The sequence below is a fragment of the Arthrobacter sp. UYEF21 genome (assembly GCF_040546085.1).
Classification (GTDB): domain Bacteria; phylum Actinomycetota; class Actinomycetes; order Actinomycetales; family Micrococcaceae; genus Arthrobacter.
Genome location: NZ_JBEPNF010000004.1, coordinates 88,837 through 113,648, shown reverse-complemented (window position 1 = coordinate 113,648; position 24,812 = coordinate 88,837). Strand labels below are relative to the sequence as shown.

General features: G+C 65.8%; 21 protein-coding genes and 1 pseudogene. 14 read left to right on the top strand and 8 right to left on the bottom strand.

The window, feature by feature from the left end; all coding sequences use genetic code 11:
* Positions 1-8: 8 nt before the first annotated feature.
* The 5 genes from ABIB27_RS06550 to nagA all read left to right on the top strand — a co-directional run bounded on the left by ABIB27_RS06550 (position 9) and on the right by nagA (position 4,804).
* Positions 9-812, top strand: coding sequence for an ATP-binding cassette domain-containing protein (locus ABIB27_RS06550; protein ID WP_354215958.1), 804 nt, complete (start codon positions 9-11; stop codon positions 810-812).
* A 38-nt stretch (positions 813-850) separates the two neighbouring features.
* Complete coding sequence (locus tag ABIB27_RS06545) at positions 851-1,768, top strand: dihydrodipicolinate synthase family protein (protein WP_354215928.1); 918 nt, start codon at positions 851-853, stop codon at positions 1,766-1,768.
* 90 nt (positions 1,769-1,858) lie between these two features.
* On the top strand, positions 1,859-2,806 hold the full coding sequence (locus tag ABIB27_RS06540; protein ID WP_354215929.1) for an ROK family protein: 948 nt from the start codon (positions 1,859-1,861) through the stop codon (positions 2,804-2,806).
* Positions 2,807-2,864: 58 nt separating this feature from the next.
* On the top strand, positions 2,865-3,548 hold the full coding sequence (locus ABIB27_RS06535; RefSeq protein WP_354215930.1) for an N-acetylmannosamine-6-phosphate 2-epimerase: 684 nt from the start codon (positions 2,865-2,867) through the stop codon (positions 3,546-3,548).
* On the top strand, positions 3,545-4,804 hold the full coding sequence (gene nagA, locus ABIB27_RS06530) for an N-acetylglucosamine-6-phosphate deacetylase (RefSeq protein ID WP_354215931.1): 1,260 nt from the start codon (positions 3,545-3,547) through the stop codon (positions 4,802-4,804). Before ABIB27_RS06535 ends, nagA begins: the two co-directional genes overlap by 4 nt.
* A 318-nt stretch (positions 4,805-5,122) precedes the next feature.
* Here nagA and ABIB27_RS06525 read toward each other — a convergent pair whose 3' ends face one another.
* From ABIB27_RS06525 to ABIB27_RS06495, 7 genes are all read right to left on the bottom strand, one after another.
* Positions 5,123-5,890, bottom strand: a complete 768-nt coding sequence (locus ABIB27_RS06525) for a glucosamine-6-phosphate deaminase (protein WP_354253704.1) — start codon at positions 5,888-5,890, stop codon at positions 5,123-5,125.
* Between the two features lie 96 nt (positions 5,891-5,986).
* Positions 5,987-6,718: a FadR/GntR family transcriptional regulator gene (locus tag ABIB27_RS06520; RefSeq protein WP_354215933.1), complete on the bottom strand. Its 732-nt coding sequence runs from the start codon at positions 6,716-6,718 to the stop codon at positions 5,987-5,989.
* Between the two features lie 129 nt (positions 6,719-6,847).
* Positions 6,848-7,651 carry an alpha/beta hydrolase gene (locus tag ABIB27_RS06515; protein ID WP_354253703.1) on the bottom strand — a complete coding sequence of 268 codons (804 nt, stop codon included), beginning with the start codon at positions 7,649-7,651 and terminating at the stop codon, positions 6,848-6,850.
* A gap of 151 nt (positions 7,652-7,802) precedes the next feature.
* Positions 7,803-8,630 carry an IclR family transcriptional regulator gene (locus tag ABIB27_RS06510; RefSeq protein WP_354215935.1) on the bottom strand — a complete coding sequence of 276 codons (828 nt, stop codon included), beginning with the start codon at positions 8,628-8,630 and terminating at the stop codon, positions 7,803-7,805.
* 123 nt (positions 8,631-8,753) lie between these two features.
* Entirely contained in the window at positions 8,754-10,022 is a 1,269-nt protein-coding gene (locus ABIB27_RS06505; RefSeq protein ID WP_354215936.1) for an aminopeptidase P family protein, read from the bottom strand.
* Positions 10,023-10,078: 56 nt separating this feature from the next.
* On the bottom strand, positions 10,079-11,470 hold the full coding sequence (locus ABIB27_RS06500) for an MFS transporter (RefSeq protein WP_354215937.1): 1,392 nt from the start codon (positions 11,468-11,470) through the stop codon (positions 10,079-10,081).
* Positions 11,471-12,632: 1,162 nt separating this feature from the next.
* Positions 12,633-13,304 carry a GntR family transcriptional regulator gene (locus tag ABIB27_RS06495; RefSeq protein ID WP_354215938.1) on the bottom strand — a complete coding sequence of 224 codons (672 nt, stop codon included), beginning with the start codon at positions 13,302-13,304 and terminating at the stop codon, positions 12,633-12,635.
* A 141-nt stretch (positions 13,305-13,445) separates the two neighbouring features.
* On the opposite strand from ABIB27_RS06495, the gene glyA reads away from it, so the two are divergent.
* Genes glyA through purU form a run of 7 tightly spaced genes read left to right on the top strand, consistent with a single transcriptional unit; the run spans position 13,446 to position 22,339 of the window.
* Positions 13,446-14,807 (top strand): serine hydroxymethyltransferase, encoded by a 1,362-nt coding sequence (glyA, locus tag ABIB27_RS06490; RefSeq protein ID WP_354215939.1) that lies wholly within the window; start codon positions 13,446-13,448, stop codon positions 14,805-14,807.
* Entirely contained in the window at positions 14,804-16,024 is a 1,221-nt protein-coding gene (locus ABIB27_RS06485; protein WP_354215940.1) for a sarcosine oxidase subunit beta family protein, read from the top strand. The genes glyA and ABIB27_RS06485 overlap by 4 nt, the downstream gene beginning before the upstream one ends.
* A 27-nt stretch (positions 16,025-16,051) precedes the next feature.
* A complete protein-coding gene (locus tag ABIB27_RS06480; RefSeq protein ID WP_354215941.1) occupies positions 16,052-16,471 on the top strand; it encodes a sarcosine oxidase subunit delta in 420 nt (139 codons plus the stop codon).
* Complete coding sequence (locus ABIB27_RS06475; protein ID WP_354215942.1) at positions 16,468-19,413, top strand: sarcosine oxidase subunit alpha family protein; 2,946 nt, start codon at positions 16,468-16,470, stop codon at positions 19,411-19,413. The genes ABIB27_RS06480 and ABIB27_RS06475 overlap by 4 nt, the downstream gene beginning before the upstream one ends.
* Positions 19,406-20,041, top strand: a complete 636-nt coding sequence (locus tag ABIB27_RS06470; RefSeq protein WP_354215943.1) for a sarcosine oxidase subunit gamma — start codon at positions 19,406-19,408, stop codon at positions 20,039-20,041. The genes ABIB27_RS06475 and ABIB27_RS06470 overlap by 8 nt, the downstream gene beginning before the upstream one ends.
* The gene (locus tag ABIB27_RS06465; RefSeq protein ID WP_354215944.1) at positions 20,042-21,415 is read left to right on the top strand and encodes an L-serine ammonia-lyase; all 1,374 of its coding nucleotides are present in this window, start codon (positions 20,042-20,044) and stop codon (positions 21,413-21,415) included.
* Between the two features lie 3 nt (positions 21,416-21,418).
* On the top strand, positions 21,419-22,339 hold the full coding sequence (gene purU / locus ABIB27_RS06460) for a formyltetrahydrofolate deformylase (protein WP_354215945.1): 921 nt from the start codon (positions 21,419-21,421) through the stop codon (positions 22,337-22,339).
* 356 nt (positions 22,340-22,695) lie between these two features.
* Here purU and ABIB27_RS06450 read toward each other — a convergent pair.
* Positions 22,696-23,587: pseudogene (locus ABIB27_RS06450) on the bottom strand (MFS transporter); the annotation flags it as partial.
* A 299-nt stretch (positions 23,588-23,886) separates the two neighbouring features.
* On the opposite strand from ABIB27_RS06450, the gene ABIB27_RS06445 reads away from it, so the two are divergent.
* Together ABIB27_RS06445 and ABIB27_RS06440 are read left to right on the top strand one after the other, a co-directional pair.
* Positions 23,887-24,231 carry a hypothetical protein gene (locus tag ABIB27_RS06445; protein WP_354215946.1) on the top strand — a complete coding sequence of 115 codons (345 nt, stop codon included), beginning with the start codon at positions 23,887-23,889 and terminating at the stop codon, positions 24,229-24,231.
* Between the two features lie 126 nt (positions 24,232-24,357).
* Positions 24,358-24,795 carry a DUF1003 domain-containing protein gene (locus ABIB27_RS06440; RefSeq protein WP_354215947.1) on the top strand — a complete coding sequence of 146 codons (438 nt, stop codon included), beginning with the start codon at positions 24,358-24,360 and terminating at the stop codon, positions 24,793-24,795.
* The last annotated feature ends 17 nt before the right edge of the window (positions 24,796-24,812 follow it).

Sequence of the window (24,812 nt, the reverse complement as noted above, 5' to 3'; positions counted from 1 at the left end):
GTCACTCAATGCAACCAGACTCAAAGCCGGTCATCGAGCTCAAGGACGTCAAGGTCTACCACCACGCACGTGGCGGCGGGCTCTTCCGCCCGAACATCGTCAAAGCGGTGGACGGCGTCGACTTCACCATCAGCCGCGGCGAAACCGTGGGCATCGTGGGAGAGTCCGGCTGCGGCAAGTCCACGCTCGCCTCCGTGCTCGTTGGACTGCAGACGCCGACGTCGGGCGAGGTGCTCTTCCACGGCAAGCCCGCCATCAAGCGGAACGCACACATGCGCAAGGAGTTCGGCCGGTCCGTGTCGGTGGTCTTCCAGGACCCGGCCACGGCGTTGAACCCGCGCATGACCATCCAGGACATCCTCACCGACCCCCTGCAGATCCACGGCATCGGCACCGCGGCGACGCGTGCCGCGAAGGTCAAGGAACTGCTGGCCCTGGTAGGCCTGCCGCAGTCCGCAGCCGAGGTCACGCCGTCGCAGGTTTCCGGCGGCCAGCGCCAGCGTGTGGCGATCGCCCGCGCCCTGGCCCTGGACCCGGACCTCATCGTGGCGGACGAACCGACGTCGGCCCTTGACGTCTCCGTCCGCGCCCAGGTGCTGAACCTGCTCTCTGACCTGAAGACCCAGCTAAACCTCGGCATGGTTTTCATCTCGCATGACATCCAGACCGTCCGCTACGTCTCAGACCGCATCTGCGTCATGTACTTCGGCAAGATCGTCGAACAGGGCACCGCCGCGCAGGTCTTCGACAGCCCCACCAACGACTACACCAAGAAGCTGCTGGGCGCCGCCCCGAGCCTGCTCCACATCTAGTTTTCCCCCTCATCAGCACCAACCAACGGAGAATTCACGTGTCCACTCAGTTCCAGGGCGTCATCCCGCCCGTCGTCACCCCCCGCCACGCCGACGGCAGCATCGACACTGCCTCGCTGAAGAACGTCACCAAGCACCTGCTCGACGGCGGAGTGTCCGGACTTTTTGTCCTGGGCTCCTCGGCCGAGGTCCCCTACATGACCAACGCCGAACGTGAGCTGGTGGTCAGCACCATCGCAGAGGCCAACGCTGGCGCCGTGCCGCTGATCGTGGGCGCCAATGAACAGACCACCAACCGTGTGATCGAGGAAGCCAAGAAGGTCATCGACCTCGGCGCGGACGCCATCGTGGTCACCTCCATGTACTACGCCATCGGCAACGCAGCGGAAACCGAGACCCATTTCCGCAACGTCCACGCCGCCGTCGACAAGCCGATCTTCGCCTACGACGTCCCCGTCCGCACCCACTTCAAGCTCCCCACCGACCTCCTGGTCCGTCTCGGCAAGGAAGGCGTGATCGCCGGTGTCAAGGACTCCTCCGGCGACGACGTGTCCTTCCGCCAGCTGGTGTTGGCTGCCAGGGACATCCCCAACTTCGACATCTTCACCGGCCACGAAGTGGTAGTGGACGGCGCCCTCCTGGGCGGCGCCCAGGGCGTAGTCCCCGGCCTCGGCAACGTTGACCCGCGCGGCTACCGCAACCTCTTCGACGCCGCCCAGGCCGGCGACTGGGCCAAGGCCGCCGCCGAACAGGACCGTCTCGCGGACCTCTTCGAGATCGTCTACACCCCCAACGGCCGCGTCTCCGGCGGCGCAGCGGGCCTGGGCGCCTTCAAGACCGCCCTCCAGGTCATGGGCATCATCGAATCCAACACCATGAGCGTGCCGATGCCGGCACTGAACGACGACGAGACCAAGGCAATCAAGGTAATCCTCGAACGCAACGGGCTGGTCTGAGTTAGTCGTCATCCGGTCAGCCCTGGTTTGGTTAGCCGTGCTCGGTACGCACCTCGCCGCGCTCAATCCACAACGAAAATGGGACAAGTAATGCAGTACGCGATGGGCGTTGACCTTGGCGGCACTAAAACTGCTGCCGGGGTTGTTTCGGGGGACGGCGAGGTGCTGTTTTCGGAGACCATTCCTACACGGAACCGCGCCGGGGGCGAGGCGATCCTCGATGCCACGGCTGCGCTGGTTTCTGCACTTGTTGTTCGGGCTCAAGCAGAGGGCCTGGAGATAAGCGGCGTTGGCGTTGGTTCTGCCGGTGTTATTGATGCCGGGCGCGGGGTGGTGGTTTCGGCTACGGACGCGATCCTCGGCTGGGCCGGCACGGAACTGACGGCCGGGCTGGCTGCGCGGCTGGGGCTGGTCCCGGAGGCTGTTCAGGCCGTGAACGATGTCCATGCGCATGCCCTCGGTGAGGCGTGGGCGGGTGCCGCTGCCGGGACGGCAAGCTCACTGCTGGTGGCCTTTGGCACCGGCGTCGGGGGCAGTTTTGTGCTCGACGGGCACCCGGTCCTGGGGCACCGTTATGTGGGCGGCCACGTGGGCCACTTTGCCTCGCCGTACGCATTCCACGAGGGCGCGGCGGTGCCCTGCGTCTGCGGCGGTGCCGGGCACGTCGAGGCCATCGCTTCCGGGCCCGCCATCCGTGAGACGTACGTGCGACTGGGCGGCCAGGCACCAGCGCCCGACGCCCGCAGCGTGTTTGCCCTCGCTGGCGCGAGCGACGCCATCGCCATCAAGGCTGTGGGTATCGGCGCGGGCGCGGCCGGGCAGGCAGTGGGCGGCCTCGCCAACATCCTGGACCCGGAGGTGGTGGTTGTTTCCGGCGGGCTGTCCGACGCCGGCGCCCCCTGGTGGCGTCCCATGGAACGCGCCCTCCGCGCCGAACTCCTGCCTGCCTTGGCCGGACTTCCCGTGCTCCCGGCTAAACTCGGCAACACGGCGGCCATGGTGGGCGCCGCACGCCTGGTCCTCTCCACACAGCCCTAATCCACACTCTTAAGCCACAGTCTTAATCCACACCGCCATATATCCAGAGGAACCGACCGTGATCCTGACTCCCGAAGCCCTTGAGGCCCTGCGCGGCCAACTGATCGTCTCCTGCCAGGCGTACCCGGGTGAGCCCATGCGCGATCCCCGCACCATGGCGCAGATTGCCGCCGCCGCCGAGACCGGCGGTGCCGCGGCCATCCGCGTCCAGGGCCTGTCGGACGTGCAGTTCACGCGGGCGGCGGTGGAGGTTCCGGTGATCGGGCTCTGGAAGGACGGGCACGACGGCGTTTTCATCACCCCCACGCTCCGGCACGCCCTGGCCGTGGCCAACGCCGGCGCCCACGTCGTGGCGATCGACGGCACCCGCCGCCAGCGCCCCGACGGACTGACCTTTGCCCAGACAGTGGCCGGCATCCACGCCGAATCCCACGCGCTGGTCATGGCGGACTGCGGCTCGTTCGCGGACGCTGCCGCCGCCGTCGAGGCCGGAGCCGACCTGATCGGCACCACACTGTCGGGCTACTCCGGCGAGCGCCCCAAAACAGTCGGACCGGATTTGGATCTGATCGAACAGATCGCCGCGGCCGGCTTCGGGGTACCCCTGATCGCCGAAGGCCGCCTCCACACCCCCGCCCAGGCGCGGCAGGCGCTCGACGCCGGTGCGTTCGCCGTCGTGGTCGGCACCGCCATCACGCACCCCACCACCATCACCGGGTGGTTCGCCGAGGCCCTGAAGTGACTCCGCCGCCGGAACAAACACAGCCACATCCCGCTGGCTCCAGGACGTACCTGCTGGCCGGCACGGTCCTGACAGACGGAATGACTCTGGACAACGCGGCCGTGGTCGTGGCGGATGGCCGCATTGCGTATGTTGGCCCGCGCGCAGGCCTGGATGAATCGGCGCTCCCCGGGGCGGAAGAATTGGACCTGCCGGCAGGCAGCATGATCCTGCCCGGCCTGGTTGACCTCCACTGCCATGGTGCGGCCGGCGGCGAGTTCCCCAGCGGCGACAGCCAGGCCGCGCGGACCGCAGTGGACTTCCTGCACCGCAGCGGCACCACCACGCTGCTGGCCAGCCTGGTGACCGCTGAGCGCGCGGATCTGCTGCATGCGTTGGGAACACTCAGGCCGCTCGCCGACTCAGGCCTTATTGCGGGCATCCACTCCGAAGGGCCCTTCCTGTCCCACGCCCGCTGCGGCGCCCAGGATCCACGGTTCCTGCAGGAGCCCGACGTCGAACTGCTGGGCGAGCTGATCGAGGCTGGCGGCGGGCACCTGCGGACCATGACCTACGCTCCAGAACTGCCGGGCGCCGACGCCGTGGTGCGGCTTCTCGCTGCGCGGGGGGTGACGCCGTCGCTGGGTCACACCGATGCGGATGCCCGCACAACGGCGGCCTCCCTCACCCACGCGGCGGAACAGCTGGCTGCATCGGGGCAGGCGACCGTATCGCGACCCACCGTCACGCACCTGTTCAACGGAATGCCGCCGCTGCACCACCGCAGCCCCGGGCCCGTCGCCGCCTGCCTCCGGCTGGCCGAAGCGGGAACGGCCGCCGTCGAACTGATCGCCGACGGAGCACACCTTGATCCCGAGACCGTGCGCATGGTGTTCGCGCTCGTCGGGGCAGAAAATGTGGTCCTGGTGACCGATTCGATGGCCGCCACCGGCCTGCCCGACGGCGACTACGAGCTTGGCCCCCAATCCGTGTCCGTCAGCGGCGCGGTAGCGCGGCTGCAGAGCACCGGAGCACTTGCCGGCGGAACGGCCACGCTGCTCGATGTTGTGCGGCGGACCATCAAAGCCGGGGTGGACCCGGCTGCTGCCGTTCGGTCCGCCACCGCTGTTCCGGCGGCGATCATCGGCCGGCAGCAGGACATCGGGAGCCTCCGCGCTGGCCTGCGAGCGGACGTCGTGGTGGTGGACAGCGACTTCCGCCGGGTACTGGTCCTACGTGGGGGGCGCACGTTGGGGCGTCCCGCCGTCGGACTTTAGACGCCACCGGACGCTAGCAACACACCATAGGACGCTCACTTACTTCCTGCAGGTTTTTCCCAAACCCTCTCTCAATCGTCACCGCTTTACACGGTCGCACACGTTCGTGTCGCTAGGGCGGCTCAGCCGCCAAAGCGCAGGATGAGCACCAGACTGATCAGCCCGAGCAAGCCCACCCCCCGGTTACCCGGCAGCCTCGTTGTAAAACAAAGAGCCCAGGGGCAACGTCGAGTAAGAGAGCGTCTGCAAAAACGCGCAGAAGTGAGAGAGCGTTCCACGGCTTCTGCGACTGGCCGGCATAAAGCACCGGCCCCGCGCTCAGACGCCCGCGGTCGCACCCGCGACGCGCACGGCGACCTGGCTGCTTCCCGGCGCCAGCTTCGCAGCAGCGGCTTCGTCGGCCACCACGGTCACGTGCGGGTGCCGCTGGAGGATCGATGCCGGGACGTCGGTTGTGACGGGTCCGTTCAGGGCGGCGGCCAGGATGCCGGCCTTCTCTGCGCCGCTGACCACAAGCAGGAGGTGCCCGGCTTCCATGATGGTGCCCAGGCCCTGGGTGATGCACCGGGTTGGAACTTCCCCAGGAGTGCTGAAGTACCGGGCGTTGGCCTCGCGGGTGCGTTCCGTGAGCACCTCCACGCGGGTCCGGGATTCCAGGGTGGAGCCGGGCTCATTGAAGGCCAGGTGCCCGTTGTGGCCGATGCCAAGGATCTGTACGTCGATGCCGCCTGCGGCGGCGATGGCGGCGTCGTAGTCGGCGGCGGCACGCTCGGGGTCCGCGGCACTGCCGTCCGGAACGGCAACCTTGGCGGGGTCCAGCTGCAGCCGTTCCGTCACTTCACGCCGCACAACTTCGGCATAGCTTTCAGGGTGGCCGACGGGCAGCCCCACGTACTCGTCCAGGGCAAAGCCGGTGACGGCGGACATGTCCACCGTGTGGCCGGCCAGCGCCTTGTATATCGGCAGCGGCGAGCCTCCTGTGGCCAGGCCCAGGACGGCGTCGGGCTTGCTTCGGATGACGGCGGCAAGGATCCCGGCGGCAACGGAACCGGTGGCTGAGGCGGTAGGCACTACGAAAATTTCCACGTCAAAGGCACTCTCTACGAAAAAATCGGGCAGGACTGATTCCGCCCGGGTGTACGGACGGCGGCGGAAGAACGGAACCAACAGGCGGCGGCCGCACTATCGGGCCGCGACCTCCTTGAGTTTCAGGCGGATGCCGTCAAAGTGGCGCTGCAGACGTTCGGAGGCCAGGGCTTTGTCCTTGTTGGCCACGGCCTCGTAGATGTCCCAGTGGTCCTGGGCCTGCTGTTCGAGGTTGACCGGACCGGTGCCGAGAGCCAGGTGGATCTTGCGGTACACCTGCCAGAACACGTCCATCAGGTTGGTCAGCAGCTCATTGTTAAGGGGAGCGTACAGGCGGCGGTGGAACTCGGCGTCGTGCACGTAAAGGTGATCACCCTTCTTGGCTGCGGCCTCCATGGCTTCCATGGTGGCGCGCAAATCCGCCAGGTGCTGGTCGGTGAGGAGGTCGATGGCGGAACCGATCAGCCCGGATTCGAGAGCCTGGCGCACATCGATGAGTTCCAAGGCTTCTTCCCCCTTGTGGCGCAGGGACAGCCGGCAGCGGAAGGTCAGGCCGGAGACCAGGGCGCTGAAGTTGTTGGGCGCCACGAACATCCCAAACCCGTGCCGGATCTCGATGACGCCGAGGGCCTGGAGCACTTTCAAGGATTCGCGGACGGTGTTGCGCCCTACTCCCAGTTCGGCGGAGAGTTCGCTTTCGGTGGGCATTGCATCGCCGACGTCGAGGCCTCGCTCCAGGATGAGGTCCATAATCCGCGTCTGCAGGGCATGCGAACGGAGCTGCGCGCTGAAGCGGGCGGGCGATACTTCTTGCGATGCAGTGGCCACCGGGGTCTCCTCCTTGCCGCGCCGGGCGGCAACGCCTTGTATTACTCATCAAGGGTAACAGGAGATGGGACGTCCAATGTCTAAATATGACGCACCTAATTCGTGCAGCTCGTCCTCATGGTCCCGAATCTAACCCAGAAGGGTACGGACAAGCTCGCGGCTCGTCCGGTAGGCGGGCGTTTTGGGGTCAATAAGGGCGTAATGGTCGCCGGGAACTTTGACCAGCCGCGTGTCCATGTTTGCTGCTTTACCTGCTTTGACGTAAGACTCGGACTGGCTCGGCGGAACAGTGTCATCGTCGGTTCCGTGGACCGCAATTACGGGCACCGCCAGCGGCAGGGTGGTCATCGGGTCCGCGTATTTGTGGCGGAGGGGATATTTCGACGACGGCCCACCCAGCAGGTTACTCACCGCACCATTGCTGAGGTTGAGTTGCTCTGCCTCGGCGAGGTTGAGGAGCCCGGACTGGCTGACGACACCGGTCAGGTGCACCGAGGTCGCATCCTGCCGGCGCGGGACTTGGCGGTCCGCATCCGGCATTCCCAACTGCGCGAGCTTGCCCCGGCCCGCAGCCCAGGCAGCGAGATGCCCGCCGGCCGAGTGGCCCAGTGCCACCACCGGGCCCAGGTTCAAAGCGTGTGTGGCGGCGAGATCCTGCAGCTTGTCGATGCCTGCCAGGACGTCGATGAACGTGTTCGGCCACCCCCCGCCGCTCCCGGCCCGCCGGTATTCAAGGTTCCAGGCGGCCATGCCGTGCGCGGCCAGGTCCTTGGCGAGCGGTTCCCCCAGTTCGGCACCATACTGCGAGCGCCAGTAGCCACCGTGGATCACCACCACCACGCCGCGGTGCTCGCCGCCGTCGGGCAGTTCCGGCAGGAAAAGCTCGCCCCACTGGCTGGGATCCACGCCGTACCGGTACCTGTGCCGCTTCACGCCATCCCCCTTGATCCCCGATGAACACGCTGCAACTGAACTTCCAGCTGCCGCCGTTGCCGCGCCCGCCAGCGCCCGCAACACAAACGCGCGACGCCGCAGCTCAGCCATGTGGCTTCGTTGCATTAAGTGGGAGAGCGTCCTGGGGTGCTTAGCGGCTGGCACCGGGCGCACTCCCGCCCAACCGCGCGGTGACCTTGTCCGCCGCCGCCATGCAGGATTCGCCGAGGGTCTGCAGACGCTCTTTGGAGACCCGGAACCGTGGGGCCGGGATGAGCACGGCTGCCACTAAGTTGCCGCGGTGATCGTAGACGGGGGCGGCCAGGCCTACTTCGTCCAGCGAAGACTCCCCGTAGTTGACGGCCCAGCCTCGGCGGACGTCATCCTTGAGGCGGAGCAGGTATCCCTCGAGACTGGTCTCATCCAGCCCCGGATACCTGATGGCCCCGCTGAGCAGGAGGGAACGCACGCGCTCCTCCGGCTCGGTTGCCAGGAACACCTGGACCGAGGCACTCAACGCGTCGCTGTATCGCGCCCCCAACGGCGCGGTGTGTTTGATCTGGTGGCGGCTCGCGATCTGCTCCACGCAAATGGACTCGTTGCCCTCCCACATCATCAGGGCGCTGGTTTCCCCCGTCAGTTCGGTGAGTTCGCGCAGCACCGGATAGGCGACGCGGCGCTCCTCCAGTTCGGCAAGAAGGGGACCGGCGACGGCGATCAGGCCGAGTCCCAGGCGGAAACGGCGGGTGTCCTCATCCCGTTCCACCAGGTTTTCCTGTTCGAAGGTTGCCAGGATGCGTGACACAGTGCTTTTGTGCAGGCCTACCCTGTTGGCGATTTCTGTGACGCCCAGCAACGGCTCGTCGGCGGTGAATGACCGCAGGACGGCGATGGCGTTCTCAATGACTGAGGCACCCTTGGTATCGCCCTTGCCGTTGGTATCACTGCCACTGGTATTAGTGGATTTTGGTGTGGTCATGGTGCTCACTATCATTGCGCATAGCCAGCGGAAAGCGGCGCCACGTCAGGCGCGGCGCCGCTTCCCACCGGGTGGCTGCACTTTCCGAAACCGGGTTTTCGACAAGCTCAACCACCGGAGGCGTTAAGCTCCGATGATGTTGTATTCCGGGCCGAACGGGAACTTGGTGATGTTCTCGGCCCCGTCTTCGCCCACCACCAGGATGTCGTGCTCGCGGTAGCCGCCGGCGCCCGGCTGGCCGTCCAGGACGGTGATCATCGGTTCCATGGAGACCACCATGCCCGGCTCCAGCACGGTGTCGATATCCTCGCGGAGCTCCAGTCCGGCTTCCCGGCCGTAGTAGTGGCTGAGGACACCGAACGAGTGGCCGTAGCCGAACGTGCGGTTCGCCAGGAGGCCGTGGCCGACGTAAATCTCGTTGAGCTCGGCGGCGATGTCCTTGCAGACCGCGCCGGGCTTGATCAGCTCCAGGCCGCGCTTGTGGACCTCAACGTTGATGTTCCACAGTTCCAGCGAGCGGGCATCCGGTTCGCCGTAGAACAGGGTCCGCTCCAGGGCGGTGTAGTAGCCGGAGGTCATCGGGAAACAGTTCAGGGACAGGATGTCGTGTTCCTGGATCTTGCGGGTGGTGGCCCAGTTGTGGGCGCCGTCGGTGTTGATGCCGGACTGGAACCACACCCAGGTGTCGCGGATCTCGGAGTCCGGGAACGTCCGGGCAATCTCGTGGACCATGGCCTCGGTGCCGATCAGGGCGACCTCGTATTCGGTGATGCCGGCCGTGATGGCGTTGCGGATGGCTTCCCCGCCCAGGTCACCGATCCGGGCACCGTGCTTGATGACCTCGATCTCCTCGGCGGACTTGATCATGCGCTGACGCATGGCGGCCTGGGCCACGTCCACCAAGGTGGCGCCGGCGAAGGCGGCCTGGATCTTGTTGCGGTTGTCCAGCGGCAGCGAGTCATCCTCGACACCAAGGCGGCGCGGGTTGATGCCGCGGGTGCGCAGGACTTCCTGGATCGCGAAGATGTAGTTATCCCGGCGCCAGTCCGTGTAGATGATGTTATCGCCGAAGCTCCGGCGCCACGGCATCCCGGCGTCAATGTTGGCGGTGACGGTGACGTTGTCATCCTTGGTGACCACCATGGCGTAGGAGCGGCCGAAGGTGGTGAAGAGGAAGTCGGAGTAGTACTTGATGGAGTGGTAGCTGGTCAGGACGACGGCGTCCAGATCCTTCTCTGCCATGATGCGGCGCAGGCCGGCGAGCCGGCGCTCGAACTCGGTGTCTGAGAACGTCAGGCTGACCTTCTCGCCGTTCTTGAGGACCTTGAGGCGCTCCAGTTCGGCGACGGTGGTGGCGTTCTCGGTGGTGGCGTTCTCGGTGCTGATGGTCATCGTGACGATGCCTTTCTCTAATGCGTTGTTGAGCTGGAAGTGGTTGGAAAGATTGACTATTCGTGCCGCAACGGCTCTTTGCAGGTTTCCTTGGAGAGAGCCACGGCGATCAGGGAGACGACGGCGGCGCCAACCAAGTACCAGGCCGGAGCCAGGACGTTGGCTGTGGCCGCGATCAGCAGTGTGGCCATGAAGGGGGCTGTACCGCCGAAGAGTGCATTGGAGAGGTTGAAGCTGACGGCGAAGCCGCTGTAGCGGACCCGGGTGGGGAACATTTCGGCCAGGAAGCTGGGAAGCGTTCCGTCATTGAGGGTGAGCATCGCGCCCAGCAGGATCTGGACAAGCACGATGACCAGGAAATTGCCCGTTCCCAGCAGCGCGAAGGCGGGCACGGTCAGCAGGATGAAGGTGACGGATGCGCTGATCAGCACCTTCTTGCGTCCGTACCGGTCCGAGAGCATCCCCGTAAGGAAGATGAAGCCGATGTAAGTAACGAGTGCAATGGTGGTGGCGAGGAATGATTCGGTGGCGCCGAGGCCCAGCTCCGTGGACAAGTACGTGGGCATGTAGCTGAGGATGACGTAGAATCCGACGGCGTTGAGCAGCACGGCCCCGACGGCCTTGAGCAACAGCCGCCAGTGGTTCCGGAACAGGCCCGACACGGGCGCCTTGATGGTTTCGTCCTCCGCTGCGAGCTCGCGGAACACCGGGGTGTCTTCGAGCTTGGTGCGGATGTAACGCCCGATCAGTCCCATCGGAGCTGCGAGCAGGAACGGTAAGCGCCAGCCCCAGCTGTGCATTGCGTCGGTGCTAAGCAGGACTGTCAGGAGGCCTGCAAGCAGGGAGCCGAAGAGCAGGCCTGCGGCGGTGCTGGCGGGAACCACTGCGGCGTATAGGCCGCGTTTGTTGGCTGGAGCGTATTCGACCAGGAAGGCGGAGGCTCCGGCGTACTCGCCGGATGCGGAGAAGCCCTGCGCTACGCGGATGATTAGAAGCAGGATCGGTGCCCAGATGCCGATTGTGTCGTAGCCGGGGATCAGGGCGATGCAGAACGTGGCCCCGGACATGATCAGGATTGAGAGGGACAGTGCGGTGCGTCGGCCGACTTTGTCGCCGATGTGGCCCCAGACGAACCCACCGAGCGGGCGCACGAGGAACGAAATTGCAAATAGTGCGAAGGTCAGCAGAAGCCCGGTCTGGGGGTTGGATTCAGGGAAAAAGACTGTGGCGATAGTGACGGCGAGGTAGCCGTAAACGGCGTAGTCGAACCATTCAACGAAGTTGCCGATGAAGCTGGCCGCGATGACCCTGCGGCGCGTTTCCTTGCTGACGGCACTGTCAGCCGGTTCGAATTTCTTTCCGCTCAGTGCACTGCGGCTCTCATGTGGGCCGTCATGCTCCGGGTTTGCGCCTCCCGGGAGGAGGGGGGATGAAGTTTCGTTACTCATTTGTCCACCAAATTTGTTGGGGTTGCAATAAGCGCAACGCTGTTGCACCAGATTATGCGTGATGGACGCCACAGTCAATGGTTTCTTTTCGGATGTTACCGCGGGAAAGTCGCCGATTCTTTTCAGTTGCCTTGAATTGAGCAGGGCGCGCGCCGGGCGCGATCCCATTGAAATTGAGCGTCCTGGGGTTGCGTTTGGCGAAGCTTCGTTGCATTGTAAGCGCATTGTCTTGGTCGGGCTTGGAGCCGCGCCTGGAGCTCTGTTGCCGACGTGCCCCGACTGGTGGCGCCGAGCGGCCCAAGGATGCGAGCCGGCCAAGGTGGGTTGATTCCGCAACTTGTGGCGATTGAGGCTGTCGAAACCTGGTGCCCGGCGGAATCTGACCGCGGCAACTTCTCCCAGGGATAGCCCGGTGTGGACGAAGTCCGGGTCGGTAGCCTGGGGCCGGCAGGCGCTGGTATGCCTCATGCGGTGGTGTTTAGGGCAGGGCTGGCCCAAATTCGCGACGCCGGTGCTTCGGCCCTTGTGCCAGGCCGGGAGGGGGGTCCGCTTCGTTGTCCACAGACTGATTGGAACAGTCCGGGGAGGGGCACTTACCGTCCGGCAGGCGAGAGCCCGCCGGCAGGGGACTCCCCCAGCCGGCGGGCTGCGGATTTTAAAGCTTGCGTCCAAGCGAGGAACGAGCGAGCACGCGTGGAACCGGGCCTGTACCTCGCAAGCTCGGCCAGGGAACCCGGCGGTCGTGGCCCCTGGCTCACCTACCGGCCCAGGGCTGGTCAGCCGCGCAGCCGCTCCATGCCGGGATCGAACAGCGGTCAAATCGGCGGAGACCGCCGTCGACCAGGGCGCCCGCGTAGCCGCCCACACGACCAGGAAAGGTTCCCCGCTCGCGGCAGCCGCTGCCGCCGTCGTCCTTATCCCTGCTGCGCAGAAGACGGACCATGGCTCGGCGGTGTCGCGGCAGTATTCGGGGAGCCTCTTCGGACAGGTTCAAGGCGAGGATTCCTATGCTGCGCTCCTTCGCGCAACGGCAGCCGGATGCCGCCTCTACCTTTTACGTCGATCAGGCCTACCTCGAATCGATCTCATGGCTGCCAGACTAGCGAGGGGCGCGCGGCAGGTCGAGGGATAACGGAACCAAGGTTGCCCCCCGCCGCCGCGTCTACAGCACCTTGCGGATGGTTTCCTCGAAGCTCGTGACGTGATGCAGGGCAAGTTCCCCGGCCTTGTCCGCGTCGCCGGCCGCCACCGCCATGAGCAGGTCCACGTGCTCGGTGATGTGGCCGGTCACCGAGGGAACCTTGTCCAGCACCACGCACCAGATGCGGGTGGCCAGGTTGTCATAGCGAATCAGGGTGTCTTCCAGGTGCGGATTGGCTGCCGCCTTGTAAATGAGCCGGTGCACCATCAGGTCGTAGCGCATCAGATCACGCGACTCCCCTGTCCCGGGATCAATGCCGGCTATGGCGTCCGCCACCTGCAGCAGTTCGCGCCGCATGCCCTCGTTTGCCCTGTCCGCCGCGCGGCGGGCGGCCAGGGGCTCCAGCAACTCCCGGATCTCGGACACATCAGCCAGCTCGGTAAAGTCCACAGTCGTGGCAAAAGTCCCCCGGCGGGGATAGGAAACCACCAAGTGGTCCCCCTCAAGCCGCTTGATCGCCTCCCGCACGGGGGTGCGGCTGAAGCCGAGCTCGGCCGCCAACTGGCCGTCATTGATCGGCTCGCCCGGGCGGATTTCCAGCATGATCAGCTTGTCGCGCAGCTGCCGGTAGGCAGCCTCGGCCTGGGAGAGGACAACATCCTCCACCTGCGGCAGGACGGGAAGTGCGTTCAAGTGAGCTCTCCGTTCTCGGGTTCGAGCCGTGGCAGGAAGTAACTTTGCCTGGCCTATTGACTCTGCTGTGATTCCGATCATACCATTGACCTCACACTGATATATCAGTCAAAGCAACAGTGGTATTTCAAAGGAGCATCCGTGGTTGAGCAGTTGAACGAGCGACTTTCCGCAGTCGATCCCGAGGTCCAGCAGGCCATTAACAACGAGCTGGTCCGCCAGCAGTCCACGCTGGAAATGATCGCGTCGGAGAATTTCGCCCCCTCCGCCGTCATGGAGGCGCAGGGCTCGGTCCTGACCAACAAGTACGCCGAAGGCTACCCCGGCAAGCGCTACTACGGCGGCTGCGAGCACGTGGACGTCATCGAGCAGCTGGCCATCGACCGCGTCAAGGCCCTGTTCGGTGCCGAGTTCGCCAACGTCCAGCCCCACTCCGGCGCCCAGGCCAACGCCGCGGCCATGTTCGCCCTGCTTGAGCCGGGCGACACCATCATGGGCCTGAGCCTGGCCCACGGCGGCCACCTCACCCACGGCATGCGCATCAACTTCTCCGGCAAGCTCTACAACGTGGTCCCCTACCACGTGCGTGAATCCGACCTCCGGGTAGACATGGCCGAAGTCGAAGCGCTGGCCCTGGAACACCGACCCAAACTGATCGTGGCCGGCTGGTCCGCCTACTCCCGCCAGCTCGACTTCGCCGAGTTCCGCCGGATCGCCGATCTGGTGGGTGCGTACCTGATGGTGGACATGGCCCACTTCGCCGGCCTAGTGGCGGCTGGACTGCACCCGAACCCGGTGCCCTACGCCGACGTCGTCACAACCACCACCCACAAGACCCTCGGCGGCCCGCGCGGCGGCGTCATCCTGGCCAAGGAGGAGTACGCCCGCAAGATCAACAGCGCAGTGTTCCCCGGCCAGCAGGGCGGCCCGCTGGAGCACGTCATCGCTGCCAAGGCCGTGGCTTTCAAGCTCGCCGGGACCCCGGAATTCAAAGAACGCCAGGAACGCGTCCTGCAGGGATCCAAACTCCTGGCCGAACGTCTCCTCCGCGAAGACGTGGCAGCCGCCGGCATCTCCGTGGTCAACGGCGGCACGGACGTTCACCTGGTCCTGGTGGACCTCCGCCACTCTGAACTGGACGGCCAGCAGGCCGAAGACGCGCTGCACCGGATCGGCATCACCGTCAACCGTAACGCTGTCCCGTTCGACCCCCGCCCGCCGATGGTCTCCTCAGGGCTCCGGATCGGCACGCCCGCCCTCGCCACCCGCGGCTTCAGCGCCGCCGAATTCACCGAAGTCGCGGACATTATCGCGACGGCGCTCATCGCCGCCGCGGGCGCCGGCACCACCGGGACAACGTCCCTCAGCGAAGCCACCGCCGTCGAACTCCGCGCCCGGGTCACCGCACTTGCAGAACAGTTCCCCCTCTACCCGCATCTTTCAACGCCCGACGGCGGCGGGATCGCCCCGTTTGAAGCAGACCTGATTGGAGCAGCACAGTGAGCACCCAACAGCTCCCCGAGCACCCGGATTTCCTCTGGCGCAACCCGGACCCCAAGAAAAGCTACGACGCCGTGATTGTGGGCGGCGGCGGGCACGGCCTGGCCACCGCGTACTTCCTGGCCAAGAACCACGGCATGACCAACATCGCCGTCCTGGAAAAGGGCTGGCTGGCCGGCGGCAACATGGCCCGGAACACCACCATCATCCGTTCCAACTACCTCTGGGACGAGAGCGCGGCCATCTACGAGCACGCCCTCAAGCTCTGGGAAATCCTGCCCGAGGAACTCGAATACGACTTCCTGTTCAGCCAGCGCGGCGTGATGAACCTCGCCCACACGTTGGGCGACGTCCGTGAAAGCATGCGGCGCGTGGGGGCGAACCAGCTCAACGGCGTGGACGCGGAATGGCTGGACCCCAAGCAGGTCAAGGAACTCTGCCCCATCCTGAACATCTCCGACAACATCCGCTACCCCGTCATGGGAGCGACCTACCAGCCGCGGGCCGGGATCGCCAAGCACGACCACGTGGCCTGGGCCTTCGCCCGCAAATGCGACGAACTGGGCGTGGACATCATCCAGAACTGCGAAGTCACTGGATTCGTCAAGGACGGCAACCGCGTCACCGGCGTCAAGACCAACCGCGGCACCATCAACACCGAAAAGGTGGGCCTCGCCGCTGCCGGGCACAGCTCGGTCCTGGCCGAAATGGCCGGCTTCGAACTCCCCATCCAGTCCCACCCGCTCCAGGCACTGGTCTCCGAACTGCACGAGCCGGTCCACCCCACGGTGGTCATGTCCAACCACGTGCACGTCTACGTCTCCCAGGCCCACAAGGGCGAACTGGTGATGGGCGCGGGCGTGGACTCCTACAACGGCTACGGCCAGCGCGGATCTTTCCACGTGATCGAGGAGCAGATGGCGGCCGCCGTCGAGCTCTTCCCGATCTTCGCCCGGGCTCACGTGCTGCGGACCTGGGGCGGGATCGTGGACACCACCCTGGACGCCTCCCCCATCGTCGGCAACACCCCGGTGGAGAACATGTTCGTGAACTGCGGCTGGGGCACCGGCGGCTTCAAAGCCACCCCGGCCGCCGGCCTGACCTTCGCCCACAACATCGCCACGGGCACACCGCACAAGCTGAACCAGCCGTTTGCACTGGAACGCTTCGAAACCGGCGCCCTCATCGATGAACACGGCGCTGCCGCCGTAGCCCACTAGCCGCCGTCCCATAGAAAGAAGACGCACATGCTGCTTATCTCATGCCCCAACTGCGGCTCCCGCGACGAGACCGAGTTCCACTACGGCGGCCAGGCCCACGTGCCCTACCCGGAGAACCCGAACGAGCTGAACGACAAGGAATGGGCCCATTTCCTGTTCTACCGTGAAAACACCAAGGGGATTTTCGCCGAGCGCTGGCTGCACAGCACCGGCTGCCGCCAGTGGTTTAACATGCTCCGCGACACCGTGACCTATGACATCCAGGCGGTCTACCCGATGGGGACGCCCCGGCCTGATGCCGCCGGCCGGCCAACCGCCGAAACCGGCACTGCGAGCCTTGCCCCCGACAGCACCACCACCGGAAGGGCAGCTCCCAGCACTTCCACCACCAGTATCGCCCCGGCTTCATCGGCCAGCACCACCGCCCCGAAGGGAGCAACCAAGTGACTTCCCAGAACGCCCGCCTCGCTGCAGGCGGACGCATCGACCGCACCATCTCCTGGCGTTTCACCGTGGATGGCGAGGAATTCACAGGCCACCCCGGCGACACCCTCGCCTCGGCCCTGATTGCCAACGGCCGCATCGCTGCGGGCAACTCGCTCTACGAGGACCGCGCCCGCGGCATCATGTCCGCCGGCGTTGAGGAATCCAACGCGATGGTCAAGATCTCCCCGCGCTTCCCCGGCGACGTGGCAGAGTCCATGCTCCCTGCCACCACCGTCACCCTGGTGGACGGCCTGAAGGCAGAACTGCTCAACGGCCTGGGCAAGCTGGACCCGGACGAAGACCGTGCCGAATACGACAAGAAGTACGTCCACACCGACGTCCTGGTGATTGGCGGCGGCCCCGCAGGCCTCACCGCTGCCCGCGAGGCCGTGCGCACCGGCGCCCGCGTCATCCTCATGGACGACCAGCCCGAACTGGGCGGGTCCCTCCTGTCCGGCTCCACCGCACCTGAGCTGGCTGACACCATCGACGGCAAGCCGGCCCTGGAATGGGTGGCCGACGTGGAAGCCGAACTCGTTTCCGGAGCCGAATCCACCGTCCTGAACAGGACCTCCGCCTTCGGCGCCTACGACGCCAACTACGTCATCGCGGTCCAGAACCGTACCGACCACCTGTCCAGCCCGGCCGCCCCAGGCGTCTCACGACAGCGGATTTGGCACGTGCGTGCCAAGCAGGTGATCCTGGCCCCAGGCGCCCACGAGCGTCCCCTGGTCTTCGAGAACAACGACCGCCCCGGCATCCTGCTCGCCTCCGCCGCCCGCAGCTACCTCAACCGCTACGCCGTGGCCGCCGGGCAGCGCGTGGTCATCAGCACCACCAACGACAGCGCCTATGCCCTCGCCGCGGACCTCCGCGCCGCCGGCGTCAAGCTCGCAGCCGTCGTCGATGCCCGCCCGCAGCTCTCGAAGGTGGCTGCCGCCGCCGTCGAGGCCGGCACGCGTGTGCTGATCGGCAGCGCGGTGGCCAACACAGCCGCCGGCTCCGCCGACGGTCGGGTTGAGAGCGTCACCGTCCGCAGCATCAACGACGACGGCGAACTCACCTCCGGCGTCGAGGAAATCGCCTGCGACCTGCTGGCAGTTTCCGGTGGCTGGAGCCCGCTGGTGCACCTGCACTCCCAGCGGCAGGGCAAGCTGCGCTGGGACGAAGAGCTCGCCGCTTTCGTGCCGAGCACCGTGGTCCCGAACCAGCAGACCATCGGCTCCGGCCGCGGCAGCTTCGAACTTGAGGACTGCCTGGCCGAGGGCATCTCCGCCGGAGCAGCGGCAGCCATCGCTGCCGGCTTCACTTCCGCCGTAGAGCCCTCTCCTTTCGGCGAGCCGAAGGCCTCCGCCCCGACCCGCCAGCTGTGGCTGGTCCCGGGCCAGGAAGGCACTCCGGATGACTGGCACCACCACTTCGTGGACTTCCAGCGCGACCAGTCCGTGGCTGACGTCCTGCGCTCCACCGGCGCCGGGATGCGGTCGGTGGAGCACATCAAGCGCTACACCTCCATCAGCACCGCCAACGACCAGGGCAAGACCTCCGGCGTCAACGCGATCGGCGTCATTGCCGCAGCGCTCCGGACCGCCGGCGAAGCATCCCGCGGCATCGGCGACATTGGGACCACCACCTACCGGGCACCGTTCACGCCGGTGGCGTTCGCGGCACTCGCCGGACGCCAGCGCGGCGAACTGTTCGACCCCGCCCGCGTCACCTCGATCAACCCGTGGCACGTCGCCAAGGGAGCCCTGTTCGAAGACGTCGGGCAGTGGAAGCGGCCCTGGTACTACCCGCAGGCCGGGGAGGACATGGACGCTGCCGTGCTGCGCGAATGCGCCGCTGTCCGCGACTCGGTGGGCTTCATGGATGCAACCACCCTCGGCAAGATCGAAATCCGCGGCAAGGACGCCGGTGAGTTCCTCAACCGGATCTACACCAACGCGTTCAAGAAGCTCGCCCCGGGTTCCGCCCGCTACGGCGTGATGTGCATGGCTGACGGCATGATCTTCGACGACGGCGTCACCCTGCGCCTGGACGATGACCGCTACTTCATGACCACCACCACCGGCGGCGCCGCGAAGGTCCTGGACTGGCTGGAGGAATGGCTCCAGACCGAATGGCCGGAACTGGACGTGCACTGCACCTCGGTGACCGAACAGTGGAGCACGATTGCCGTCGTCGGACCTAAGTCCCGGGCCGTCCTGGCCAAACTGGCGCCGGAACTGGCTGCGGACGGCGGGCTGGAAGCAGAAGCCTTCCCGTTCATGACCTTCCGCGAAACCACCCTCGCATCAGGCGTCCAGGCCCGCGTCTGCCGGATCTCCTTCTCCGGTGAACTGGCCTACGAAATCAACGTGCCGTCCTGGTACGGGCTGAACACCTGGGAAGCCGTGGCCGCCGCCGGGGCCGAATACAACATCACCCCCTACGGCACCGAAACCATGCACGTGCTCCGCGCCGAAAAGGGCTACCCGATCGTCGGGCAGGACACCGACGGCACCGTCACTCCCCAGGATGCGGGCATGGAATGGGTGGTCTCCAAGGCCAAGGAATTCATCGGCAAGCGCTCCTACGCCCGGGCCGACGCCAGCCGCGAGGACCGCAAGCACCTGGTCAGCGTCCTGCCGGTGGATGGCTCCATCCGGCTGCCGGAAGGAACCCAGCTCGTGGAAAAGGGCATCAGCACCAGCCCCGCCTACGGCCCCGTCCCCATGCAGGGCTTCGTGACCTCGAGCTACCACAGCGCCGCCCTGGGCCGCTCTTTCGGACTGGCCCTGATCAAGAACGGCCGTAACCGCATCGGTGAATCCCTGGTGGCCGTCGCCGGCGACCAGCTGGTTGACGTTGTTGTCGCCGAAACCGTACTTTTTGACCCCGAAGGAGCCCGCAAAGATGGCTAACACCGCAGCACTCAATGGCGTCAATGGACTCCGGGACATCCGCCGCAGCCCCGCCTCCCACCTGGCCTCCGCCCTGGAAGCCGGTTCCGTCCAGGGCACGGTGGTCCTCGAGGAAGGCCCCTTCCAGACCATGGCCGGCGTCCGGGTAGACCCCCGCTCCGAGGAAGGGACGCGGATCGCCGCCGTCGCCGGCGGCCTGCCGGCACGCTGCGGCGACGTGACCGGCAAGGACGGCATCAGCGTCCTCTGGCTGGGACCGTCGGAGTTCCTGGTGGTTGCACCGGAAAAGGCCCACGACTCCCTGGGCGGTAACCTCATCGGCTCCCTCGTGGAAGCACTGGGCGACGCCCCGGGCCAGGTGGTGGACCTGTCTGCCAACCGCACCACGTTCGAGCTCTCCGGCCCCCGCGCCCGGGCCGTCCTGGAAAAGGGCTGCGCCCTTGACCTGCACCCGCGCAGCTTCACCCCGGGAACGGCCCTGAACACCGAGGTTGGCAACATCCCGGTGGTCCTGCAGAAGACCGGGGAGGAAAGCTTCCGGCTCTTCCCCCGGGCTTCGTTCGCAGACTTCCTGGGCCGCTGGCTCCTCGATGCAATGCGCGAGTACGCCTCGCCAGAGGTCCCCTAAATGGCCCTGAGCGTCCTGGACCTCTTCTCCGTTGGCATCGGGCCGTCGTCCTCACACACGGTCGGCCCGATGCGGGCGGCGAAGCTGTTCGCCGACGGGCTCAAGAGCGACGGCCACCTGAGTTCGACTGTCCGGGTCCAGTCCGAGCTGTTCGGTTCGCTCGGCGCCACCGGCCGGGGCCATGGCTCCGACAAGGCGGTGGTGCTGGGCCTGCAGGGCCAGGACCCGGAAACCGTGGACACCACCACCGCAGATGACCAGGTGGCCGCCGCAGCCCTTGACGCCGAACTCATGATCGGCGGGCACCACCGGGTGGACTTCAACTGGGACGAGGACGTGGTCCTGCACCGGCGCAAGTCCCTCCCGGCCCACCCCAACGGCATGACCTTCCGCGCCCTCGACCACGCCGGCGCCGTCCTCAGCGAACGGAGCTTTTACTCCATCGGCGGCGGCTTTGTGGTGGACGGCGACGCCGACGCCGGTGACCGGGTGGTGGCCGATGCCACCGTCCTCCCCTACCCGTTCACCACCGCCGACGAACTCCTGGCGATCTGCAAGCGCGAGGGCATGTCCATCTCCGACGTCATGCTCGCCAACGAGCTCACCTGGCGCAGCGAAGCGGAACTCCGCGAAAAGCTGCTGTCCTTGTGGGCGGTCATGCGCGAATGCGTGGACAACGGCTGCGCCGCGGAAGGGATCCTTCCCGGCGGGCTGAACGTAAAGCGCCGCGCGCCGTCGCTATTCCAGACCCTGACCGCAGACACGGGTGTCACCGACCCCCTGCGGGCGATGGAATGGGTGAACCTCTTCGCCCTCGCGGTCAACGAGGAAAACGCCGCGGGCGGGCGCATCGTCACCGCCCCCACCAACGGCGCGGCCGGCATCGTCCCCGCCGTCCTGCACTACTACGTCAAGTTTGTGCCCGGCGCCAACGACGACGGTGTGGTCCGCTTCCTGCTGGCCGCGGCCGCCGTCGGAATCCTGTTCAAGATCAACGCCTCCATCTCCGGCGCCGAAGTGGGCTGCCAGGGCGAGGTGGGCTCGGCCTGCTCCATGGCCGCCGCCGGGCTCTGCGAGGTCCTCGGCGGGACACCCGAACAGGTGGAAAACGCCGCCGAAGTAGGAATCGAACACAATCTCGGCCTGACCTGCGATCCCGTCGGCGGCCTCGTGCAGATCCCCTGCATCGAACGCAATGCCATCGCCAGCGTTAAAGCCATCAACGCCGCGCGACTGTCCCTCCACGGGGACGGCAGCCACAAAGTATCCCTCGACAAAGCCATCAAAACCATGCGCGAGACAGGAGCGGACATGAAAACCAAGTACAAGGAGACCTCCCGCGGAGGTCTCGCCGTCAACGTGATCGAGTGCTGAGCCATGACCGACATCCAGACTGAACCCTCTGCCCCTGCGTCAATCACCACGGTGGAACACGTTCTGACGCTCGACTGCGCGGAGACGCCCGGCATCGTCCACGCCGTCTCAGGTTTCCTGCTCGAACGCGGCTGCGACATCCTGGACAGCAAGCAGTTCGATTCCCAGACGGACGGTCATTTCTTCATGCGGATCCACTTTGCCGCGGCCAACGACCCGTCCGGAGAATCTGTCGACGGACCGGCCGAGATTGAGGCACTCCGGCAGGCTTTCGTACCCGTCGCGAATCAGTTCGGGATGCGCTGGCGCCTTGAGCACCAGGGTGCCAAGCGCCGCGTGCTGATCATGGTGTCCAAGTTCGGGCACTGCCTGAACGACCTGCTGTTCCGCGCCAGGACCGGTGAACTTGCCGTGGAGGTCGCTGCCGTGGTTTCCAACCACACGGACCACCAGGCATTGGTGGAATGGCACGGCATCCCGTACTTCCACGTGCCGGTCACCGCCGCCACCAAGCCCGAGGCTGAAGCCCGGCTGCTGCAACTCGTGGACGAGTACGACGTGGAACTGGTGGTCCTTGCCCGCTACATGCAGGTCCTCAGCGATGAACTCACCCGGCGGCTGGATGGCCGGGCCATCAACATCCACCACTCATTCCTGCCCAGTTTCAAGGGCGCCAAGCCCTACCACCAGGCCTACACACGCGGCGTCAAAACCGTGGGCGCCACCGCACACTACGTCAACGCCGAACTTGACGAGGGGCCCATCATCGCCCAGCAGACGGTGGAAGTGGACCACACCTACGGGCCGGAAGACCTGGTTGCGGCCGGACGGGACACCGAATGCAAAGCGCTGTCCAACGCGGTCCGCTGGCACTGCGAAGGCCGGGTGATCCTCCAGGGCAACAAGACAGTAGTGCTCCGCTGACCCATCCCCCACAGCCGCCTGCGGATGGTCAAGCCAGCCGCGGCGCAGCGCCCGTTTGATCTTCACGACGGCACGCTCGAACCCGTCCGCGAGGTCGCTCTTGTCGAAAATCAGGACCGTCCAGCCCGCCGAGTCGAACGCCTTATCCCGCGTCTCCTGTCGCTGAAGATCTGCGCGTCACCAAGGTGATGTCCGCCGTCGTGCTGGATTGCGAGCCGCCGATGACGGTAGCCGAGATCGGCCGACGGCCATCGCGCGTCTCCGGCGGGCAAAGGCACCTGGAGTCCAGATGGTGAGATCCGCGTTCAGGGAACCGACGACGACGATGCGGCCGCCAGCGCCTGCCTCGCGGGCGCTCATTCGGTCACCTCAGCCTCGACCGGCTTGGGGATCAGGAGCGAGGCGGCGAAGCCGGCCACCGTGATGACGAGGCCGACCAGCACCACAGTCAGGTAGGAGGCTTTGGTATCGCCCATCGCGGACGTCGCAACGAGTACGGCAGGCAGCACCAGGAAGCTCAGGCCGGCGCCGAGGTTGAAGGCGCCCGCGTTCATGCCGGGCAGGAATCCCGGGTTTCCGGCAGGTGAGAGGACAACTCCGAGTCCGTTCAGCATGATGTTGACCGTACCGGCGTACATGATGCACAGCAAGACCGTTCCGGCGATCATCATCGGCAGGCTGCTGAGGCCGAAGAACGCGATGATGGCAAGGGCAACGATGCTGCCGAGCATGCCGATCCGCAGGACCTTGGTGTAGCCGAGCACCGGGGCGAGCCGGCCGCTGATGGGACCCACCAGCCAGCCGAGCAGGGCGTAGGGGGCGCAGACGGACGGTTTCCACCATCGGCTGCTTGGCGCGCTTTTCCACGGTCCAGAAGGCGTAAAACGCGGCGGCGGCAACCACCACCAGGCCGATGGACAGCATAAGCGTGCCGGGCGAGAAGCCGCCCACCAGCTTGGCACCTTCGTTGAGCGCCGTGAGAAGGGCGCCCACCGCAACCACGATGAAGGACACTCCCAGCCAGTCCATGGCGGTCCCGGCGGCCGGCTTGCTCTTAGTGGCCAGGATTGCGACCAGGGCCGTGGCGACGATGGCCAGGACCACCATGAGCCAGAAGATGCTGCGGAAGCCGTAGTGCTCGGCGAAGTAGCCGCCCACGAAGGAGTCGACGCCGGCCACGCCGCCGTTGACGGCAGAGATCAGGCCGCGCGGCGCAAGATTTGCGGATGGACCACTTCGTGCAAAACGTTCGTTCTCAGTGACATCGAGACGGCGAACGACACCCTTTCCCGGGCCGGGGATACATAGACACTGAAGGTGGCGCTCAATGCTTGAGATGAAATCCTTACAGATCCACGGTCGTCGGGAACGACTTGACGGGCCCCACCCCATGTGATTCCGACCCTGTGGAGCAAAGGAAAAGGCAGCCACCCGGGTGCGCACACCCCAACGTCAAACATCCAGAGAAGTAGCTACGTGAAGAGGCTGCCGCCCCGTGACGGACTCGAGCCATCAGGATTGTCACCGGATCGGATGCGGGGACCGGGATGACGGGGGAAGGGCATGTGGTTGTGCGGCGCCCGGGTCACCGCACCGGCCCCGCCGTGCGCACCGGTTCCGTTCTTGTCCTGACTCTGATCGCATTGTGGGTGTTGGTCGTTCTTTCGCGGCCGCTGAACCGCTGGCGGGCACTAATCATCGGCGTCATGTATGCCGCCCTTGCGCTCGTCCTAACAGCGCCGCCGCTCCAGGATTTCTTTGAGTTCGCAGTGCTTGGCCAGGAACACCTGGCAATATCTGCGCTGATCGCACTCATCGGCTGCCTCGCCGTCGAACTCTTGCATTGGGCCCTCTTTCGGCGGATTAACGCTGACCCTGCCTTCACTCCGTAGGGACCAACCGACGCCCCGGAACTACATCCGGCGGGGCGCCACACCCGGTAAGGGCCCGGGAACCGCGAGTGGACAGCGGCTTACAACGTCACCCCCGCCCCGCCCGGCCGAGGTCTAGTCTGAGTCATGAGCGGTCAACAGAAGACTTGGCACGACAAACACAAAGCCTCCCTGACAAAAGGACAACGCGCCGCTGACATCATGCGGAACGGAATGGGAAGCTGGCCATTCGTCGGAAGTTTCATCTGCTTCATGCTCATCTGGGCCGCTATCAACACCTGGGCGCTGGCCACAAAAGCCTGGGACCCATACCCCTACATACTCTTGAACCTCCTGCTCTCTATGTTGGCAGGACTCCAAGGTGCGATTCTCCTCATAGCCGCCAAGCGACAGGACGCCATCGCCGCGGCCATGGCCCAGCACGACTTCGACACCAATACCAAGGCAAAGGAAGAGATCGAACTCCTGATAGCCATCAACCGCGAACAACTGGAAATTCTGCAGGAACTAAAGAAAGCGGCGGCACGTGAACGCCTGAACGTCCAGCCCCACGCGGATGCCTGAATCAGCCCAGACCGGGC

What these genes read in the sequence shown, in the direction of transcription:
- purU (WP_354215945.1), top strand. Translation starts at nt 21,419, where the DNA reads ATGACCGACATCCAGACTGAACCCTCTGCCCCTGCGTCAATCACCACG.
- ABIB27_RS06445 (WP_354215946.1), top strand. Translation starts at nt 23,887, where the DNA reads ATGACGGGGGAAGGGCATGTGGTTGTGCGGCGCCCGGGTCACCGCACC.
- ABIB27_RS06500 (WP_354215937.1), bottom strand. Translation starts at nt 11,470, where the DNA reads ATGAGTAACGAAACTTCATCCCCCCTCCTCCCGGGAGGCGCAAACCCG.
- ABIB27_RS06470 (WP_354215943.1), top strand. Translation starts at nt 19,406, where the DNA reads ATGGCTAACACCGCAGCACTCAATGGCGTCAATGGACTCCGGGACATC.
- ABIB27_RS06510 (WP_354215935.1), bottom strand. Translation starts at nt 8,630, where the DNA reads ATGACCACACCAAAATCCACTAATACCAGTGGCAGTGATACCAACGGC.
- ABIB27_RS06505 (WP_354215936.1), bottom strand. Translation starts at nt 10,022, where the DNA reads ATGACCATCAGCACCGAGAACGCCACCACCGAGAACGCCACCACCGTC.
- ABIB27_RS06465 (WP_354215944.1), top strand. Translation starts at nt 20,042, where the DNA reads ATGGCCCTGAGCGTCCTGGACCTCTTCTCCGTTGGCATCGGGCCGTCG.
- ABIB27_RS06540 (WP_354215929.1), top strand. Translation starts at nt 1,859, where the DNA reads ATGCAGTACGCGATGGGCGTTGACCTTGGCGGCACTAAAACTGCTGCC.
- ABIB27_RS06550 (WP_354215958.1), top strand. Translation starts at nt 9, where the DNA reads ATGCAACCAGACTCAAAGCCGGTCATCGAGCTCAAGGACGTCAAGGTC.
- ABIB27_RS06480 (WP_354215941.1), top strand. Translation starts at nt 16,052, where the DNA reads ATGCTGCTTATCTCATGCCCCAACTGCGGCTCCCGCGACGAGACCGAG.
- ABIB27_RS06440 (WP_354215947.1), top strand. Translation starts at nt 24,358, where the DNA reads ATGAGCGGTCAACAGAAGACTTGGCACGACAAACACAAAGCCTCCCTG.